The 17,578-nt window shown below is 71.5% G+C and carries 17 protein-coding genes; 6 read left to right on the forward strand and 11 right to left on the reverse strand.

Annotated elements, in window-relative coordinates:
* Positions 1-93 precede the first annotated feature (93 nt).
* The 4 genes from Aru02nite_RS11065 (at position 94) to Aru02nite_RS11080 (ending at position 5,035) form a co-directional block, all read left to right on the forward strand.
* Positions 94-1,413, forward strand: coding sequence for an ABC transporter substrate-binding protein (locus Aru02nite_RS11065; protein WP_203657347.1), 1,320 nt, complete (start codon positions 94-96; stop codon positions 1,411-1,413).
* 114 nt (positions 1,414-1,527) lie between these two features.
* Positions 1,528-2,493, forward strand: coding sequence for a carbohydrate ABC transporter permease (locus tag Aru02nite_RS11070; protein WP_203657348.1), 966 nt, complete (start codon positions 1,528-1,530; stop codon positions 2,491-2,493).
* Positions 2,490-3,356, forward strand: coding sequence for a carbohydrate ABC transporter permease (locus tag Aru02nite_RS11075; protein ID WP_203657349.1), 867 nt, complete (start codon positions 2,490-2,492; stop codon positions 3,354-3,356). The genes Aru02nite_RS11070 and Aru02nite_RS11075 overlap by 4 nt, the downstream gene beginning before the upstream one ends.
* 203 nt (positions 3,357-3,559) lie before the next feature.
* The gene (locus Aru02nite_RS11080; protein ID WP_203657350.1) at positions 3,560-5,035 is read left to right on the forward strand and encodes an alpha,alpha-trehalose-phosphate synthase (UDP-forming); all 1,476 of its coding nucleotides are present in this window, start codon (positions 3,560-3,562) and stop codon (positions 5,033-5,035) included.
* A gap of 4 nt (positions 5,036-5,039) precedes the next feature.
* Here Aru02nite_RS11080 and Aru02nite_RS11085 read toward each other — a convergent pair whose 3' ends face one another.
* The 8 genes from Aru02nite_RS11085 to cobC all read right to left on the reverse strand — a co-directional run bounded on the left by Aru02nite_RS11085 (position 5,040) and on the right by cobC (position 12,111).
* Positions 5,040-5,645, reverse strand: coding sequence for a Pr6Pr family membrane protein (locus tag Aru02nite_RS11085; RefSeq protein ID WP_203657351.1), 606 nt, complete (start codon positions 5,643-5,645; stop codon positions 5,040-5,042).
* A gap of 86 nt (positions 5,646-5,731) precedes the next feature.
* Positions 5,732-5,890: a hypothetical protein gene (locus Aru02nite_RS11090; protein ID WP_203657352.1), complete on the reverse strand. Its 159-nt coding sequence runs from the start codon at positions 5,888-5,890 to the stop codon at positions 5,732-5,734.
* A gap of 52 nt (positions 5,891-5,942) precedes the next feature.
* Positions 5,943-6,845 carry an ectoine hydroxylase gene (gene thpD / locus Aru02nite_RS11095; RefSeq protein WP_203657353.1) on the reverse strand — a complete coding sequence of 301 codons (903 nt, stop codon included), beginning with the start codon at positions 6,843-6,845 and terminating at the stop codon, positions 5,943-5,945.
* Positions 6,842-7,246, reverse strand: coding sequence for an ectoine synthase (locus Aru02nite_RS11100; RefSeq protein WP_203657354.1), 405 nt, complete (start codon positions 7,244-7,246; stop codon positions 6,842-6,844). The genes thpD and Aru02nite_RS11100 overlap by 4 nt, the downstream gene beginning before the upstream one ends.
* Positions 7,247-7,264: 18 nt before the next feature.
* Positions 7,265-8,512 (reverse strand): diaminobutyrate--2-oxoglutarate transaminase, encoded by a 1,248-nt coding sequence (gene ectB / locus Aru02nite_RS11105; RefSeq protein ID WP_203657355.1) that lies wholly within the window; start codon positions 8,510-8,512, stop codon positions 7,265-7,267.
* A 51-nt stretch (positions 8,513-8,563) separates the two neighbouring features.
* Positions 8,564-9,130, reverse strand: coding sequence for a diaminobutyrate acetyltransferase (ectA, locus tag Aru02nite_RS11110; RefSeq protein ID WP_239076609.1), 567 nt, complete (start codon positions 9,128-9,130; stop codon positions 8,564-8,566).
* 648 nt (positions 9,131-9,778) lie between these two features.
* The gene (gene cobA, locus Aru02nite_RS11115) at positions 9,779-11,050 is read right to left on the reverse strand and encodes a uroporphyrinogen-III C-methyltransferase (protein WP_203657356.1); all 1,272 of its coding nucleotides are present in this window, start codon (positions 11,048-11,050) and stop codon (positions 9,779-9,781) included.
* Positions 11,047-12,111 carry an Rv2231c family histidinol phosphate aminotransferase CobC gene (gene cobC / locus Aru02nite_RS11120; protein WP_203657357.1) on the reverse strand — a complete coding sequence of 355 codons (1,065 nt, stop codon included), beginning with the start codon at positions 12,109-12,111 and terminating at the stop codon, positions 11,047-11,049. The genes cobA and cobC overlap by 4 nt, the downstream gene beginning before the upstream one ends.
* A gap of 125 nt (positions 12,112-12,236) precedes the next feature.
* Between cobC and Aru02nite_RS11125 the strand changes: the two genes are divergently transcribed.
* Positions 12,237-13,145 carry a hypothetical protein gene (locus Aru02nite_RS11125; RefSeq protein ID WP_203657358.1) on the forward strand — a complete coding sequence of 303 codons (909 nt, stop codon included), beginning with the start codon at positions 12,237-12,239 and terminating at the stop codon, positions 13,143-13,145.
* Positions 13,146-13,261: 116 nt separating this feature from the next.
* On the opposite strand, the gene Aru02nite_RS11130 is transcribed toward Aru02nite_RS11125, so the two are convergent.
* Both Aru02nite_RS11130 and Aru02nite_RS11135 read right to left on the reverse strand, forming a co-directional pair.
* Positions 13,262-13,843, reverse strand: coding sequence for a GNAT family N-acetyltransferase (locus Aru02nite_RS11130; protein ID WP_203657359.1), 582 nt, complete (start codon positions 13,841-13,843; stop codon positions 13,262-13,264).
* 87 nt (positions 13,844-13,930) lie between these two features.
* On the reverse strand, positions 13,931-15,334 hold the full coding sequence (locus Aru02nite_RS11135; RefSeq protein WP_203657360.1) for a cobyrinic acid a,c-diamide synthase CobB: 1,404 nt from the start codon (positions 15,332-15,334) through the stop codon (positions 13,931-13,933).
* Between the two features lie 156 nt (positions 15,335-15,490).
* Between Aru02nite_RS11135 and Aru02nite_RS11140 the strand changes: the two genes are divergently transcribed.
* Positions 15,491-16,579 (forward strand): SURF1 family cytochrome oxidase biogenesis protein, encoded by a 1,089-nt coding sequence (locus tag Aru02nite_RS11140; RefSeq protein WP_239076610.1) that lies wholly within the window; start codon positions 15,491-15,493, stop codon positions 16,577-16,579.
* Between the two features lie 3 nt (positions 16,580-16,582).
* On the opposite strand, the gene Aru02nite_RS11145 is transcribed toward Aru02nite_RS11140, so the two are convergent.
* Entirely contained in the window at positions 16,583-17,536 is a 954-nt protein-coding gene (locus tag Aru02nite_RS11145) for a helix-turn-helix transcriptional regulator (RefSeq protein ID WP_203657361.1), read from the reverse strand.
* Between the last annotated feature and the right edge of the window lie 42 nt (positions 17,537-17,578).

Genomic DNA, 17,578 nt, shown 5'->3' on the forward strand with positions numbered 1-17,578 from the left:
GGATGTGTATCACCCCGAACGCGGGCCCTGGACGGTTGACTCGACCGGGGCGAACTGTACGCGTTCGTCTCAAGTCAGAAGGAGCAGCCAAGAATGCGCATCAAGCGTTCGATGGCACGCCGCGCCGTCGCAGTACTCGGCGCGCTCGCCCTCGCCGGCGGCGTCGCCGCCTGCGGGAGTTCGGACAACAACTCCTCGGCCGGGTCCAAGCCGGGCAAGCTCGACGGCGTCGGCCCGATCACGCTCGCCACCGGCAAGGACACCACCGGCACGCTGAACTCGATCCTCGACGAGTGGAACAAGGCGCACCCGGACCAGAAGGTGACGCTGACCGAGCTCCCCGAGGACGCCGACCAGCAGCTCCAGCAGATGGTGCAGAACGCGAAGACGAAGTCCGACGCGTTCACCGTGCTGAACCTGGACGTGGTGTGGACCAGCGAGTTCGCCGCGAACGGCTGGGTCGAGCAGCTGCCCGAGGACCAGTTCCCGATGGACCGGTACCTGCCGCCGGTCATCAAGACCGCGCAGTACTTCAAGAAGCTGTACGCGGCGCCGTACGCGTCCGACGGCGGCATGCTCTACTCCCGCTCCGACCTGCTGAAGCAGGCCGGCATCGCGAAGCCGCCGACCACGTGGGCGGAGATGACCGCCGACTGCAAGAAGGTACTCAAGCTGCCGGCCGGCAAGGGCATGTCCTGCTACGGCGGCCAGCTCGACAAGTACGAGGGCCTGACGGTCAACTTCTCCGAGGCCGTGAACTCGGCCGGCGGCCAGGTCGTCGGCTCGGACGGCAAGCCGAACGTGAACACCCCGGACGCCAAGAAGGGTCTGGACTTCCTCGTCAACGGCGTGAAGGACGGCACGATCCCGAAGGACGCGCTGACCTGGAAGGAAGAGGAGTCGCGCCGCGGCTTCGAGGGCGGCCACGTGGTGTTCCTGCGGAACTGGCCGTACATCTACGCGCTGATGGGCGACAAGAAGGACAGCGCCAACAAGGTCGCCGGCAAGTACGAGGTGTCCCCGCTGCCGGGCCTGTCGGGCATCGGCAAGTCGAGCCTCGGTGGCCACAACCTGGCGATCAGCAAGTTCGGCAAGAACAAGAAGACCGCGCTGGACTTCATCAAGTGGTTCACCAGCGAGAAGAACGAGCGGGTCTGGCTGACCAAGAACTCGCAGGCCCCCGTGTACGGCTCGCTGTACGACGACCCGGCGCTGCAGAAGCAGTTCCCGTACCTGCCGACGCTGAAGAAGTCGATCGAGAACGCCGAGCCCCGGCCGGCGATCGTGAACTACGGCGACGCGACGGCGGCGATCGAGGAGCAGGCGTACGCCGCGATCAGCGGTAGCAAGACGAGTGACCAGGCGCTGAAGGACCTGCAGGCGAACCTGGCGAAGATCGTCAAGAACCAGTAGCGGGTGGCCGGCCGGTTCCCTGCCCGGCCGGTACCTCTCCCGACGCCGGGCCCGGCATCCCCCCGCCGGGCCCGGCCCCCCTTTCTTGCCCGAGCTCCCACTCGGAAGGCACACATGACCACCACGGTCCAGGCGCCGAGGAAACCGGCGACAGCCGGGCGCGCCCGCAAGAACCGCCGGAACGCCGGCACCGGCCGGTTCGCCGCGCTGCTGCTGTCCCCCACCGTGCTGGTACTCGCGCTCGTCATCGGGTACCCGATCGTCTCCGCGGTCCGGCTGTCGTTCCTCGTGACGCACAACGGCATCAACCCCACCACCGGCATGGTGGAGAACACGACGCACGTCGGCGTGGACAACTACGCCGCGATCTTCTCCGGCGACACGGCCAGCCAGTTCTGGAACGCGTTCTGGAACACCACGACGTTCACCGTCGCCGGCGTGTTCGTCGAGACCGTCCTCGGCGTACTGATGGCGCTGATCATGAACCGGGCGTTCCGCGGCCGCGGCCTGGTCCGGGCCAGCGTGCTCGTCCCGTGGGCGATCCCCACCGCGATCTCCGGCCTGCTCTGGAAGTGGATCTTCCAGTCCGAGGGCATCGCGAACACGCTGCTGCACACGCACATCCTGTGGACCACCGAGGGCTTCCACGCCTGGGTCGCGGTACTGGTCGCGGACGTGTGGAAGACCGCGCCGTTCATCGGCCTGCTCGCGCTCGCCGGCCTCCAGATGATCCCCGGCGACGTGTACGAGGCGGCCAAGGTCGACGGTTCCGGCCCGTGGCGTACGTTCTGGCGGATCACGCTGCCGCTGGCGCGCCCGGCGCTGGTCGTCGCGGTGCTGTTCCGGATGCTCGACGCGCTGCGCATGTTCGACCTGCCGTTCGTCCTGATCGGCGCGCACAAACACTCGGTCGAGACGCTCTCCACCTTCGCCTGGTACGAGGCGTCGAACCTGCGGTACGGCTCGGCCGCCGCGTACTCGACGGTGCTGTTCCTGTACATCGCGCTCGTCGCGTTCGTGTTCGTCAAGGTCCTCGGCGCCGACCTCGTCGGCCGGGGCGTCTCCGGGAGGAAGTCATGAGCGCGGTCACGGCCACCACCCCCGGCAAGCGGGGCGCGCCGCGCGTGAAGACCAGCCCCTTCTCGTACGTCGGGATCGCGCTGATCGTCGTCTACTGCCTGGCGCCGTTCTACTGGATGGTCGTGTCGGCGCTGCGCCGGCCGGCCGACCAGTTCTCGAACAAGCTGATCCCGTGGCCGATGTCGCTGGACAACTTCGTCTCGGCGTTCAAGCCGGCGAACGGGTTCACCCGGGCGCTGCTCAACTCGCTGATCGTCGCCGGTACGACGACGGTGCTGACGCTGATCATCGGCATCACCGCGGCGTACGTGCTGGCGCGGCTGGAGTTCCGGTTCAAGAACGTGATCCTGGCGGCGATCATCGCCACCTCGATGTTCCCCGGCATCTCCCTGCTGGTACCGCTGCTGGAGCTGTTCGTGTCGATCGACTGGATCAACACGTACCAGGCGATGATCGCGCCGAGCATGAGCTTCGCGCTGCCGCTGGCGGTGTTCAACCTGACGGCGTTCTTCAAGCAGATGCCGTTCGCGTTGGAGGAGGCGGCGCAGATCGACGGCGCGTCGCCGATGCAGGCGTTCCGCAAGGTGATCCTGCCGCTGGCCGCGCCGGGCGTGTTCACCACCGCGATCCTGACGTTCATCGCGGCGTGGAACGAGTTCATCATCGCGCTGTCGGTGACCAACAAGCAGTCGATGCGCACCGCGCCGGTCATCACCTCGCTGTTCACCGGCCAGTACGGCTACGACCAGCCGTTCGGTACGCAGATGGCGGCCGGCGTCGTGGTGACCGTGCCGCTGGTGATCCTGGTGCTGTTCTTCCAGCGCCGCATCGTCGAGGGGCTGACCGCCGGTGGCGTGAAGTAGCCCCGACCTCCGCCGACCGGGCGGTACCGCGCGCGTGTCGCGAGCGGTGCCGCCCGGTCGCTTTTGCCCCACCGACTCACCGAATGTGACGAGTACCGCGCGATCAGTGCCGTTCCAGAGATCGCCGACCGCCGATCTTCAGTACGCTCGTACCACACGGCCCGCCGCCCCCGGGCCGGGCGTACGACGAGGAGGACGACGGCGTGACGACGCGCAGCCCGTTCGTGGTGGTGGCCAACCGACTCCCGGTCGACGAGGTGAAGCTGCCCGCCGGCGGACGCGAGTGGCGGCGCAGTCCCGGCGGCCTCGTCACCGCACTGCACCCGATCATGCGCGCCGAGCACGGCACCTGGATCGGCTGGGCCGGCGGCAGCGGACCGGCGGCCGACCCGTTCGAGCTGGACGGGATGCGGCTGCACCCGGTCAGCCTGTCCGACGACGAGATCGAGAAGTACTACGAGGGCTTCTCCAACTCCTCGCTCTGGCCGCTCTACCACGACGCCGTCGAACCCCCCGTGTACAAGCGGGACTGGTGGGACAGCTACCGCGAGGTGAACGAGCGCTTCGCCGCGGCCGCCGCGGAGGTGGCCGCACCCGGCGCCGTGGTGTGGGTGCAGGACTACCAGCTGCAGCTCGTCCCCGCCCTGCTCCGCGAACTGCGCCCGGACCTGCGGATCGGCTTCTTCCTGCACATCCCGTTCCCGCCGGTCGAGCTGTACATGCAGCTGCCGCGGCGGGTGGAGATCCTGCGCGGGCTGCTCGGCGCGGACCTCGTCGGCTTCCAGCGGCCGCTCGCCGCGCAGAACTTCCTGCGCCTCACCCGGCACCTGCTGGGCCTGCACCCGAAGGGCCTGGAGGTCGAGATCGACGGCCGTACGGTCCGGGCGGCGGCGTTCCCCATCTCCATCGACGTCGGCGAGATCGAACGGCTCGCCGCCAGCGAACCCGTCCGCGCCCGCGCCGCCGAGATCCGCCACGAGCTCGGCGACCCGAAGCACGTGATCCTCGGCGTCGACCGGCTCGACTACACCAAGGGCATCGACCGGCGGCTCACCGCGTTCGAGGAACTGCTGGAGGAGGGGCGCCTCGCCGTACCGGACGCGGTGATGGTGCAGGTCGCCACGCCCAGCCGGGAACGCGTCGAGCACTACCAGACCCTGCGCGACGCGGTCGAGCTGCAGGTCGGGCGGATCAACGGCGACCACGCCCGGGTCGGCGTACCGGCGGTGCACTACCTGCACCAGTCCGTCGACCGCGCCGAACTCACCGCCCTGTACTGCGCGGCCGACGTGATGATGGTGACCCCGCTGCGCGACGGCATGAACCTCGTCGCCAAGGAGTACGTGGCGGCGCGGGTGGACCTGGGCGGCACGCTGATCCTCAGCGAGTTCGCCGGGGCCGCGTCCGACCTGCACCAGGCGTACCTGGTGAACCCGCACGACGCCGACGGGCTCAAGGAGGGTCTGCTGCGGGCCCTGGCCGAGGACCCGACCGAGGCGGCGCGCCGGATGCGGGCGATGCGCCGCTACCTGCGCGGCCACGACGTGGACCGGTGGGCCCGCTCGTTCCTGACCACGCTCGGCGTACCGGAGGCGACCGACGCGCTCGCCGCGGTCATCAACCCGGACGGGCCGGCGAAGCCCCGGCCGAAGCGACCGCGCCGCACCGACCAGCACTGACCCGCTACTGCGCGGGCGCCACGGCGCGCCGCACGAGCAGGCCGCGGAGCCGGGCCACGCCGTACAGCAGGAAGCCGACGGCGGTGAGGGCGACGAGGAACGAGCCGACGACCGTGGGGAAGTCGGGGGCGGCGGGGTCGAGGAACCCGTACAACCGCTGCCCGTACGCGACGTAGAAGCCCAGGTACGCCAGCGGCGGCAGCAGCCAGGTCAGCGGGTACCACCACCTCGTGCGGGCCTGGCTGGAGCCGACGGCGACCCAGTCGACCACGACCAGGACCGGCGTGAGGAAGTGCGCGAGCTGGTCGCGCAGGTGGCTCAGGTCGCCGCCGAGCATCGTCAGGTACGTGACGCAGATGAGGATCATCAGCAGCGCCGTCGCGCCGCGCACCCAGCGCCGCTCCGGCTCGAACCGGCCGGTCACCAGCGGATAGCCGGCGAGCACGAGGAACACCACGCCGGTCGCCAGGTTCCCCTGGTTCGTCAGGTACGCGAAGTCGGCGAAGCCGCCGCCGGTCGCGAGGATCAGCCCGAGCCCGGTGAACGCGCTCGCGGCGACGGCCAACCGCCAGATGCTGACCCCGATCAGCGCTGCCCGGCTCTGCGACATGTGGTGCGCTCCTCCCGGTTCCGGTGCGCGCCGATCGTGCCAGACGAGCGCAAGGCGGCGCGTGCCGTACCGGAGGGGCGGCGGCCTCAGCGGGTGAGGCCGGAGGCCATGACGGCGCCGACCAGGCACGCCACGACCATCAGAGATCCGATCACCACGAACATCACGCGCACCGAACCGGCGCCGTGACGCGCCGGCCGGGCGTCCTGTTCGGACGGCCCGGCCGGTTCCTCCTGTCCCATCATCGGATCAGCATGACCGATGCGGGCATCCGCGCGCCACAGCGATATCGGCCGGTCAGGGGACCGGAGTGAAGTCGCGGCTGGCGATGAACGGCGGCCGGCGGTCCGGCGCCGCGAACGGGTCGACCGGCGTGTTGTCCACGCTGTTGAACACCACGAAGATGTTCGACCGCGGCCACGGCGTGATGTTGCCGTTGGAGCCGTGCATGCAGTTGCAGTCGAACATGACCGCCGACCCCGCCCGGCCGGTGAACTGCTCGATGCCGTGCTTGTTCGCCAGCAGCCGCAGGCTGTCCTGGTCGGGCGTGCCGATCTCCTGTTCCTTCAACGACTGCTTGTAGTGCTCGGCCGGCGTCTCGCCCACGCACGACACGAACGTACGGTGCGAGCCAGGCATGATCATCAGGCAGCCGTTCTGCGCGTAGTTCTCGGTCAGCGCGATCGAGATGCTGCACGCGCGCATCGCCGGCATGCCGTCCTCGGCGTGCCACGTCTCGAAGTCCGAGTGCCAGTAGAACGAGCCGCCGCCGAAGCCCGGCTTGTAGTTGATCCGGCTCTGGTGCACGTACACGTCGGTGCCGAGGATCTGGCGGGCGCGGCCGACGACCCGCTCGTCGGCCACGAGCCGGGCCACCAGCTCGCTGATCTTGTGTACCTCGAAGATCGAGCGGACCTCGTTCGACGACTTCTCCACCACGGTGCGCTCGTCCGCGCGTACCGCCGGGTCGGCCGCCAGCCGGTCCAGCTCGGCGGAGTACGTGGCGACCTCGGCGTCGGTGAGCAGCTGGTCGACACCGAGGAAACCGTTGCGGTCGTACGATTCCAGCGTCTCGGCGTCGATCGGTCCGGCCGCCGCGGTGGACCACACGACCGGGTCGCGGCGGAAGATCAGGCTCGGGGTGGGCCGCTTCCGGGTCGGGTACTCGTCGGGCACCGTCGTGGGCAGCGTGGCGGTCATGCCGAAACCTCCTCGTCCTCGGCGATCAGCGGATAGACGCCGTCGGCGTCATGTACTTCCCGGCCGGTCACCGGCGGGTTGAACACGCAAATCGTACGTACGTCGGTAATCGGGCGCATGACGTGATGTTCGTGCCCGTCGAGCAGGTACATGGTGCCCGGGGTGATGTGGTGGACCTCGCCGGTCTCGGCGTTGGTCAGCTCGGCCTCGCCCTCGACGCACAGCACCGCCTCGATGTGGTTCGCGTACCACATGTGGGTCTCGGTGCCGGCGTACATGACGGTCTCGTGCAGGGAGAAGCCGACCCTCTCCTTGGCGAGGACGAGACGCTTGCTGCGCCACGTCTTCGTCTCGACGTCCCGGTCGGTGCCGGTCACGTCGGCCAGGGAACGGACGATCATGGTTGTCCTCCAGGATGTTCAGCGTGCGGCGGCGACCGCGTCGGCCAGGATCGACAGGCCCTCGGCGAGTTCGTCGTGGCCGATCGTCAGGGCGGGCATCAGCTTCGCCACCTCGCCCTCGCTGCCGGCCGTCTCCACCAGCAGGCCGCGGTCGAACGCGGCGGTCGCCACCTTCGGCGCGATGGACGGGTCCTCGAACGCCAACCCCCACGCCAACCCACGCCCGCGTACGGACGCGCCCAGGTCGGCGTGCTTCGCGGCGATCGACGTCAACGCGTCCCGTACGACATCGCCCTTGGTCGCGGTCTGGGCCGGCAGTAGGTCGTCGGCCCAGAACAGTTCCAGCGCGCGGGTCGCCGTGACGAACGCCGGGTTGTTGCCCCGGAACGTGCCGTTGTGCTCGCCCGGCTCCCACACGTCCAGCTCCGGCCGGAGCAGCGTGAGCGCCAGCGGCATGCCGTACCCGCCGATGGACTTCGACAGGCACACGATGTCGGGCGTGATGCCGGCGATCTCGAAGCTGAAGAACGGCCCCGTACGCCCGCAGCCCATCTGCACGTCGTCGACGATCAGCAGGATGCCGTGCCGGTGACACAGGTCGGCCAGCGCGCGCAGCCACTCCGCCCGCGCCACGTTGATGCCGCCCTCGCCCTGCACCGTCTCGACGATCACCGCCGCCGGCGTGTTCAACCCGCTGCCGCTGTCGTCGAGCAGCCGTTCGAACCACAGGAAGTCCGGCACCTGGTCGTCCAGGTAGTGGTCGAACGGCATCGGTGTCGCGTGTACCAAGGGAATCCCGGCACCGCCGCGTTTCATCGAGTTGCCCGTCACCGACAGCGAGCCGAGGGTCATCCCGTGGAACGCGTTGGTGAAGCTGACGACCGACTCGCGTCCGGTCACCTTCCGCGCCAGCTTCAGCGCCGACTCGACCGCGTTGGTACCGGTCGGGCCCGGGAACTGCACCTTGTAGTCCATGCCGCGCGGCGCCAGCACGTACTCCCGCATCGCGGCGAGCAGGTCCCGTTTCGCCACGGTCTGCATGTCCAGCCCGTGCGTCACCGAGTCCCGCTCCAGGTACGCCAGCAGCGCACGTTTCAGTTCCGGATGGTTGTGTCCGTAGTTGAGCGCTCCCGCGCCCGCGAAGAAATCGATGTACGAACGACCGTTCTCGTCGTACATCCGGCTGCCGACGGCACGGTCGAATACGACCGGCCAGGTCCGGCAGTAGCTGCGTACTTCGGATTCGATTTCGGCGAAGAGATTCATCATCCTCCGTCAAGTGTTCAGTTGTCGTCCCGGCGCGGGAATCGCCATCGGTCAGTCGGTCGCCGTCGGTAGCGGACCGATCCGGTAGAGCACCTCCTCCGCGTGCGAGTCGCCGGGAAACCGTTCTTCGGTAAACAGGGATTGGGTCGTCAGCGAGGCGCCCCGCCCTCGGGCGAAACCAGCGAACAGACGCGCCGAGGGCACGTTGTCGGGTGTGACCGTGGCTTCCACGTACGCCACGGTGTGCTGCCTCGCGACCTGGTCGACCAGCGCGTCCAAGGCGCGCCTGGCCAGCCCGCGGCGCCGGTGTGCGGCATCCACCGCCACCTGCCAGACGAACAGCGTGTCCGGCGCGCCGGGGCGCAGGTACCCGGTGACGAACGTGACCACCGGGTCGCCCGCACAGCCGACCACGCTGGTGTCCGCGAAATCGCGGCACCAGAGCAGATAGCTGTACGGGGAATTGACGTCGAGCGTGCCGGAATCGGCCGCCAGCCGCCACATCCGCGCGCCGTCCGCGATGTCGGGTGCGCGGAACATGACCGGTGCGCCGATTTCCGACCGCCCGTTCGGCGTTCCCGCCACGGTGTCGGAGAAATCCTTCGGCTGCCCAGTCATGATTTGGACCTTAGCGGCACCCCACCGGAGGCTCAACCGGAAGTGCACAGACCGCGGCCGGATTCCCAGTAGCCACAACGTATTCAGGAAAACTGTGGCATAATCCACAGAAATCAGAACGAAACAAACCCTGGCCATCCGGCACCGACTTCGGTAAGGTGCGCGCCCCGCGCCTCCCCGCCTCGCGCGGTACGCCCCCGACGCGTGCGCGGCGCCGGGTTCCCTGTCACCGCACCGTTTCCGGACACGCGGGCCGTCGCGGAGCGTGGCATTCCCCGGCGCCGCGGCACTTCCGCGCCGCGACACCGCCCAACCGCGCCGCGTCACCCGGCACCGCAACGCTTTCCGCCGTCGCGGCGTCTCCCACCAACGGCGTTCCCCGTCGCCGCAACGCTTTCCGGCGACGCCGCGTCGTGGAGGTTCCCCAACGCGGCCGGGTCTCCAGCACCGGAGCACAACGTTTCCCGGCACCGCCGCGTCGATCCAGGCGCGCGTTTCCTTGTGTCGCAACGACTCCGGCGTCTCTGACCACGGCAATGCACGTCAGGTACTTGTGTCGCAACGACTCCCGCGCCCCTGACGATGGCCACGCGCGCCAGAGTCCTTGCGTCGCAATGGTTCCGGCACCCCGGACGATGGCGACGCGTGTCAGGGCAGGGCGGTGACGACATCCCCGAGTACGACGATGGCGGGGGCGGTGATGCCGGCGGCGGTGGCGATGTCGGCGATGGTGTCGAGCGTGCCGGTGACCGTACGTTGGTGCGCGGTGCCGCCCTCCTGGACGACCGCGGCCGGGGTGTCGGCGGGGCGGCCGAGGCGTACCAGGGTGGCGGAGATGGCGGGCAGGGTACGGACGGCCATGAGCAGTACGACGGTGCCGCGCAGCCGGGCGAGCGCGGCCCAGTCGACGAGCGAGTCCGGATGGTCCGGCGGCACGTGGCCGGAGACGATGACGAGTTCGTGCGTGACACCACGGTGGGTGACGGGGATGCCGGCCAGCCCCGGTACGGAGATCGCGCTGGTCACCCCCGGCACCACCTCCACCGGTACGCCGGCGGCAAGGCACGCGTCGGCCTCCTCGCCGCCGCGGCCGAACACGAACGGGTCGCCGCCCTTGAGGCGCACCACGTACCGGCCGGCCAGGGCGTGCTCGACGATCGTGGCGTTGATGGCCTCCTGCGCGAGCTGCCGGCCGTGCGGGATCTTGGCCGCGTCGACGACCTCGACGTCCGGGCGCAGCCCGTCGAGCAGCAGCTGCGGCGCGAGCCGGTCGACCACGACGACGTCGGCCCGGCCGAGCAGCCGCCGGCCACGTACGGTGATGAGCTCGGGGTCGCCGGGGCCGGCGCCGACCAGCGCGACCCCGGGTACGGGGCGGGGATCGGCGGGGCGCAACACGCCGGGCCGGTCCGGTGGCGGATCGGCGTGGCGGTCGCGGTCGGGGCGGCGGAACCGCGGCGCGTCGAGGTCGCCGTCGGCGAGCCCCGCGGCGATCCGGTCCCGCAGCCAGGCGGCGCGTCGCGGGTCGCCGCCACCGAGTACGGCGACGGTCACCTCGTCGTGCCGGGCGACGGCGGGCGTCCACGCGGTCGCCGCGTCCGCATCGTCGGCCCGTACGCAGAAGGTGCGGGCGGACTCGGCGGCGCGGGACGCATCGGCGTTCGCGGCGGGGTCGTCGGTGGCGGCCACAACCAGCCACGCACCGTCCACATCGGACGGTACGAAAGCCCTTCGCTCCCAACGGATCCGGCCGGCCGTCGCCAGATCCTCCAGAGCCGGCGTGACCTCCGGCGCGACCAGTACCACGTCCGCGCCGGCGTCCAGGAGCACCGGCACCCGGCGCTGCGCGACCGTACCGCCGCCGGTGACCAGGACGCGCCGCCCGGCCAGCCGCAGCCCGAGCGGGTACAGGGCGCTCATCGGGCCACCGCCAGTACGCCGGAGAGCGCGGCGACGAAGCGGTCGGTCGTCGCCCGGTCCCGCACTGCGATCCGCAGCCAGTCCGGCCCCAGCCCCGGGAACGTGTCGCCGCGGCGCACCGCGTACCCGGCGTCGCGCAGGGCGAGCCGCACCCGGTCCGCGCCCGGCAGCCGTACCAGCACGAAGCACGACGCCGGCGTGCCCGCCACCGGCACACCCACCGCCGCCAACCGCTCCACCAGGTACTCCCGGTCCCCCGCCAGTTCCACCGCGATCCCGTACTCGGCGGCCACCGCGCGCGGCGTACCGAGTACCTCCGCGGCGGCGAGCGCCGGGGCCGACACCGGCCAGAGCGGCTGCGCGGCGGCACACCGGGCGACCAGGGCCGCGTCGCCCAGCAGGTACCCGACGCGCAGGCCGGCGAGCCCCCACGTCTTGGTGAAGCTGCGCACCACGACCAGCCCCGGCAGGTCCCGCCGCGCCGACAGCGAGGCCGGCTCGCCCGGCACGGTGTCCGCGAACGCCTCGTCGACCACCACCGTGCGCCCCGGCCGGCACAGCGCCGCCAGCGACTCCGCCGGATGCAGTACCGAGGTGGGGTTGGTGGGGTTGCCGACCATCACCAGGTCCGCGTCGTCCGGCACCAGGGCGGCGTCCAGCACGAACGGCTCCGGGAGTACGACCCGGTCGACGGTGTGGCCGGCGGCCAGCAACGCAGCCTCCGGCTCGGTGAACTGCGGGTGCACCACGACCGCGCGGCGGGGCCGCAGCACCCGGGCGAGGAGGACGAACGCCTCCGCGGCACCGGCGGTGAGCAGGACCTCGTCGGCCGGGCGGCGATGGCGGGCGGCCACCGACGCGCGCGCCGCCGACGGATCCGGGTAGCGGGACAGATCGGCCACCGCACCGGAAATCGCCGCGCGGAGCCAGTCCGGGCCCGGCCCCGACCGTACGTTCACGGCCAGGTCGACCAGCCCCGGTGTCGCCTCGACGTCACCGTGATGGTGCAGCCCGGCCGTCGTGACTACGCTTCCCGGAGGCCCACCACCGCAGATGTCCATGCCGTCATTCTCACAACCACACGAACGGCCGAGTGCCCACGGGGCTCGCCTGTCCTAGTGTGCCCGCTGGACCGTGACACCACCGGTACGAGTCGTGCCCAGCGCGGTACGGGGAGGATTCAGCGTTGACGTCTCCGCAGAACACACCGCCGGAGAACCCCAGCGCCGCGGCACGATCGCGCGGCCGGCACCGGTCGGAGCCGGTCGCGCCACCGCAGTACCCCGCTCCGCCCCAGTTCCAGGGGCCGCCGCAGTCCGGGCCGCAAGGCCAGCCGCCGCAGTACCCGGGGCAGCCGGGGCAGCCGCCGTACCAGGGGCAGCCCGGGTCGCCGCAGTACCCGGGGCCGGCGCCGCAGCCCGGGCCGCCGCCGCGGGATGCCGACCGTTTCAACGGTTTCGTCCCCACCGGCAGCGCACCGACCCCGCCCGCCGACAGCGGCTACCGGTCCCTCGCCGACCTGTCCGCCGAGCGCCCCACGCCCGCCCCGGCCACCGCGCCGGACCCGTTGCGCGGCCTGCGGCACACCGCGGAACCGGCGCCGACCAGCCGGTGGACGCGTCGCCGGGTCACCATCCTCGGCATCGTCGGCGCCGTCGTACTCGCCGTCCTGATCAGCGGCGGCTACGCCGGATACCGCTACCTCGGCCCCTACTACGGCCTCGGGTACGTCGCGGGCCGCTCCACCACCGTCGACGGCCTCACCCTCACCACCGACTCGGTGAAGTGCGGGCTGGACACCGCGCCGTTCGGCAACAGCGGCACCCCGCGCGGCCTCTACTGCGCGATCGTCGTCGACGCCCGCAACCACGGCGACTCCACCGCGTCCATCGACCTGCGTACCTGGACCGCGGACCTCGACGTCGGCCTCACCGGCGTCGCGCCGGTCTCCGACTGGCTCGCCCTGCGCAACGAGATCGTCGAACCGGGCAGCAGCGCCACCTTCCGCCTGGCGTACGACATTCCGCGCGGGGCGCGGCTGACGAAGCTGCACCTGGCCATCGACGACAAGTCCGGCGTCATCGCCACCACCTGACCGCTTCGGCGGTCAGCTGCACGGGTCAGCTGGCGCCGCGGAGGTCCGGCGCGATCGGATGTTCAGCCCGCGTCCCGCCACGCTGGCGCGCACGTCCGAACTGCAGGACGCGGCGGTCAGCTGGCGCCGCGGAGGTCGGCCGGGACCAGCGACCAGACGCTCAGGTCGACCCGGCCGGACTCGACCGTCCCGGCGTTGCGCAGCAGCCCCTCGTACACGAAGCCGGCCTTCTCGGCGACCCGACGGGACGCCACGTTACCCGCGGCGACGCGCAGTTCGAGCCGCTGGAAGCCGTGCTCCAGGATCAGGTCCACGGCGAGCGCGTCGGCCGCCTCCGCCGTGTACCCGAAGCCGCGGGCGTCCGGGGCCACCGCGTACGAGATCTCGGTGCTCATGGTGGCCCAGTCGGTGCGCTTGGTCCACACGACGCCGAGCAGCCGGTCGTCGTCCCGGTGGACGATGCCGTAGTGGTCACCGTCGCCGCTGGTACGGCGCTCGGCGGCCATCCACGTGCACCACATCTTCGCGTCCGACTCCGTGTACGGAGTGGGCAGCGACATCCACCGGCGCGTCTGCCGGTCGTCGAACACCGCCGCCACTCCCACGGTGTCGTCGGCGGTCAGCGGCCGGATCACCAGCCGTGGCGTCACCACCGTCAACTCCGGGAACCGGGCAGGCGCAGCCGTCTGCGCGGTCATGGAACTGCCTCCGTCATACCGCCCCCGCGGGACCAAAGCACGTCAACAGTACTCACGCATCGTGCGGACCACAAAGCGCCCGGGAGATCACCCGATCGCCGCGACGAACCGGCTGGCCATCTCGGGATAACCGGCCCAGTGTACGTTCAGGAACGAGGCGTGGACCCGGCGCCAGATGAAGCCCTCCGGACGGCCGCCCTGCCACTGCCAGGCGGCGTTGTCGCCGGCCCGCGGCGAGACCATCGTCCGGTGGTGCTTGTGCCCCAGCACCCGCGAACCCACCTTCACCGTCGAACTCGACGCCCGCGCCGTCGCCTCCCGGTATCCCAGGACGAGCATGTTGGTGGTCTGCGCGGACGCGTCGAACACGCCGCACATCTCGCGGCCGTCCAGATCCTTCACCAACCAGAGCAGACCGGCGTTCTCGGCGTAGATCGGGCCGTTGGCGCGGGCCAGCGCCACCACCTCGTCGCGCAGTATCCGGTTGGCGGACAGCTCGTCGGCGAACGCCTCCGGGAAGCCGCCGCCCACCACCATCGCCCGGGTGCCCTCCGGCAGCCGCTCGTCGCGCAGCGGATCGAACGTGACGACCCGGGCGCCCGCCGCCGTCAGCAGCTCCGCCGTCTCCGGGTACGAGTACGCGTACTCTCCGGCGCCGGCGAGCGCCACCACCGGCGGCTCACCCGGCAGCGACTCCGTCGCGTACCCGGTGGCGTCGGAGGGGGCGGGCGAGGTCGGCGCGTCGGACCGGCCGCCCACCGCCTGCTCCGGCGACCAGCGGTCCGCCGTCAGCGGCGGCGCCGACCGGGCCAACGCCAGGATCCGGTCCAGGTCCAGGCGGTCCATCATCCGCTCACCCAGCCGGCGTACGGCGCGGACGGCGTCGACGGCGCGGTCGACCACCGGCACCAAGCCGTGCTGGCGGGGCGGCAGCGGGCTGAGATCGTTGCGGCGCAACGCACCCAGCACCGGCACGCCGATCTCCTCCAGCGCCGCGCGCAGGATCTGCTCGTGCCGGTCGGACGACACCCGCGTCAGGACGACGCCGCCCAGCCACAACAGCTCGTCGTACGCCCGGAAGCCGTGCACCAGGGCGGCGACCGACTGGCCCATCGCCGCGGCGTCGACCACCAGCACCACCGGCGCCCGCAGCATCCCGGCCACCTGCGCCGTGTTCTCCTCGTCGGAACGCCCGGAAAGCCCGTCGAACAGGCCCATCGTGCCCTCGACGACCGAGACGTCCGCACCGGCCGCGCCGTGCAGGAACAGGCCCGGCAGCGTGCCGCCGCCGACCAGCCGCGGGTCCAGGTTGCGCCCGGCGCGGCCGCTCGCCAGCCCGAGATAGCCGGCGTCGACGTAGTCCGGACCGATCTTGAATCCGCCGATCGTGAGGCCGCGGGCGGCCAGCGCCGCGATCAGTCCGACGGCGACCGCGGTCTTGCCGTGCCCGGACGAGGGCGCGGCCACCACGAGACGGGGCGTTCCGGTCATGTCACCGGCTCCGCGGTGACGGCTACGTCGGTGCGCATGAGGGGCTCCTACCTCGGCGAAAGGGGCAATGATCCACCGACAGTCTGCGGAACCCGCGCAACCCCGGCCGCACCGCCCCCACCGCCACGCGCGCCGGCGGGTCGGTAGCGTGGAGCCGTGCCCGACCCAGGCCAGGCCCGGCCCAACGTACTCGGTGTGCTCCGCACGCCGCGGTGGCTGCTGTTCGGCCTGATCGCCATCGGCCTCGCCGTCACGATGATCTTCCTCGGCATCTGGCAACTGCACCGGTACGAGCTGCGCAGCGGCATCAACGCGCGCATCGACGCGCACGCCAAGGCCGCTCCCGTACCGGCGGAACGGGTGCTGCCGGTGGGTCGCGCACCCGCCGACGCCGACGAGTACACGCGGGTCACCGTGACCGGGCGGTACGACGCGGCCCGCACGATGCTGGTGCGCGCCCGCACCGTCAACGGCAACGTCGGGTACGAGGTGGTCACGCCGCTGCGGCGGGCCGACGGCACCGCCGTGCTGGTGGACCGCGGCTGGCTGCCCCCGGGCGGCAGCGACACCGTGTCCGAGCCGAAGGTCCCGGCCGCGCCGACCGGCCAGGTCACCGTCGTCGGTCAGGTACGGCTGCCGGAGAGCGGCGCCGGACCCGTCGCCTGGCGCAACGGGCACGTCGAGGTGCGCCGCATCGACCCGCGGAAGCTCGCCACCGCCCTCCCCTACCCCGCCACCGGCGGGTACGTCACGCTCACCCACCAGACACCCGCCGCCGCCGGCACCTTCGTCGCGATCCCGATCGACCACGAGAACGCCGCGATGAACCTGTCGTACATCGTGCAGTGGTGGCTTTTCTCCGGGATTGCGCTCGTGGGCTACGGGCTGCTGATCCGGTGGGAGTCCCGCAAGCGGGTCGGCCTGTCCGTCCCCGGCAGCCCGCGTACGCCCCGCCCGCAGGCCCGCCCCCGCACCGACCGCCTCTCCGACGACCGCCTCTCCGACGACCGGGTACCGGAGCGTCGGGCGCCGCGCTCGGACGACCGCGTCCCCGAAGACCGGGTACCTGAGGACCGAGTGTCTGACGACAGGGTTCCCGAGGACCGCGTTCTTGAGGACCGCGTTCCCGAGGACCGGGTGCCTGAGAACCGGGTGTCCGAAAGTCGGCGGGTGTCTGACGACCGCGTGCCCGAGGATCGGGTGCCAGACCGGGTGCCCGAGGATCGGGTGCCGGACCGACCGTAACGGTCAGGTGGCGTTGGCGCGCAGCCGGTCGGCGAGCGCGCAGACCTCGGCGGCGAGTTCGGTGGGGTGCTCGATGCGGAACGGCCAGCCGAGGCCGGCGAGCATCTGCGCGGCACCGTCCAGATGTTCGGCGCGGGTGACCAGGCGTACTCCGTCGGGCAGTTCGGTCAGCGTGCCCACGGACGGCGGGATCCGGTGCCGGGCCTCGGCGAGGCTGGTACGCAGCACCACCGACACCTCGTACTTCCACGGCACGGCGGCGAGGCCGGCCAGTACGGTCGCGGTGGGTTCGAAGCCCTCGGGGATCTCGAACGTGCCGGTGCCCGCGGCGACGGCGGTGATCCGGTCGACCCGGAAGGTACGCACGGCGGCGCGGTCGTGGTCGAATCCCGTGACGTACCAGCGGCCGGCGTGGAACACCAACCCGTACGGGTCGAGCCGGCGCTCGCTGACCCGGCCCTGCCACGACGTGTACCCGATGGTGACGGGGTGCCGGGCGCGGGCGGACTCGGCCAGGTCCGCGACGGCCGCCAGCCCGGTCGGCGGCGCGGTACGCCGGGGCGCGGTGAGCTCGACGGTGGCGAGCAGCGAGTCGACGCGGCGGGCGAGCGCGGCCGGGAGTACGCGGCGGAGCTTGGCGGCGGCGCCCTCGGCGGCCACCCCCTCGCCCGCGGTGAGACCGGTCCGCTCGCCCGCGACCAGGCCCAACGCCAGCGCGACGGCCTCGTCGTCGGTCAGCATCAGCGGCGGCAGCCGGTAGCCGGGCGCGAGCCGGTAGCCGCCGTACCGGCCGCGGCGCGACTCGACGGGGACGCCGAGGTCGGCGAGATGCCCGACGTAGCGCCGGACGGTGCGCTCGTCGACGCCGAGCCGGCGGGCCAGCTCGCCGACGGTGAACGCGGCGCCGGTCTGCAGGATCTCCAGCAGCGCCAGGACTCGTGTGGTGGGGCGGGTCACCGCTCTCCCTCAACCGGGCGGGAACTGTCCGGTATTCACCGT

The organism is Actinocatenispora rupis, assembly GCF_016861975.1.
GTDB classification, from domain to species: Bacteria; Actinomycetota; Actinomycetes; order Mycobacteriales; family Micromonosporaceae; genus Actinocatenispora; species Actinocatenispora rupis.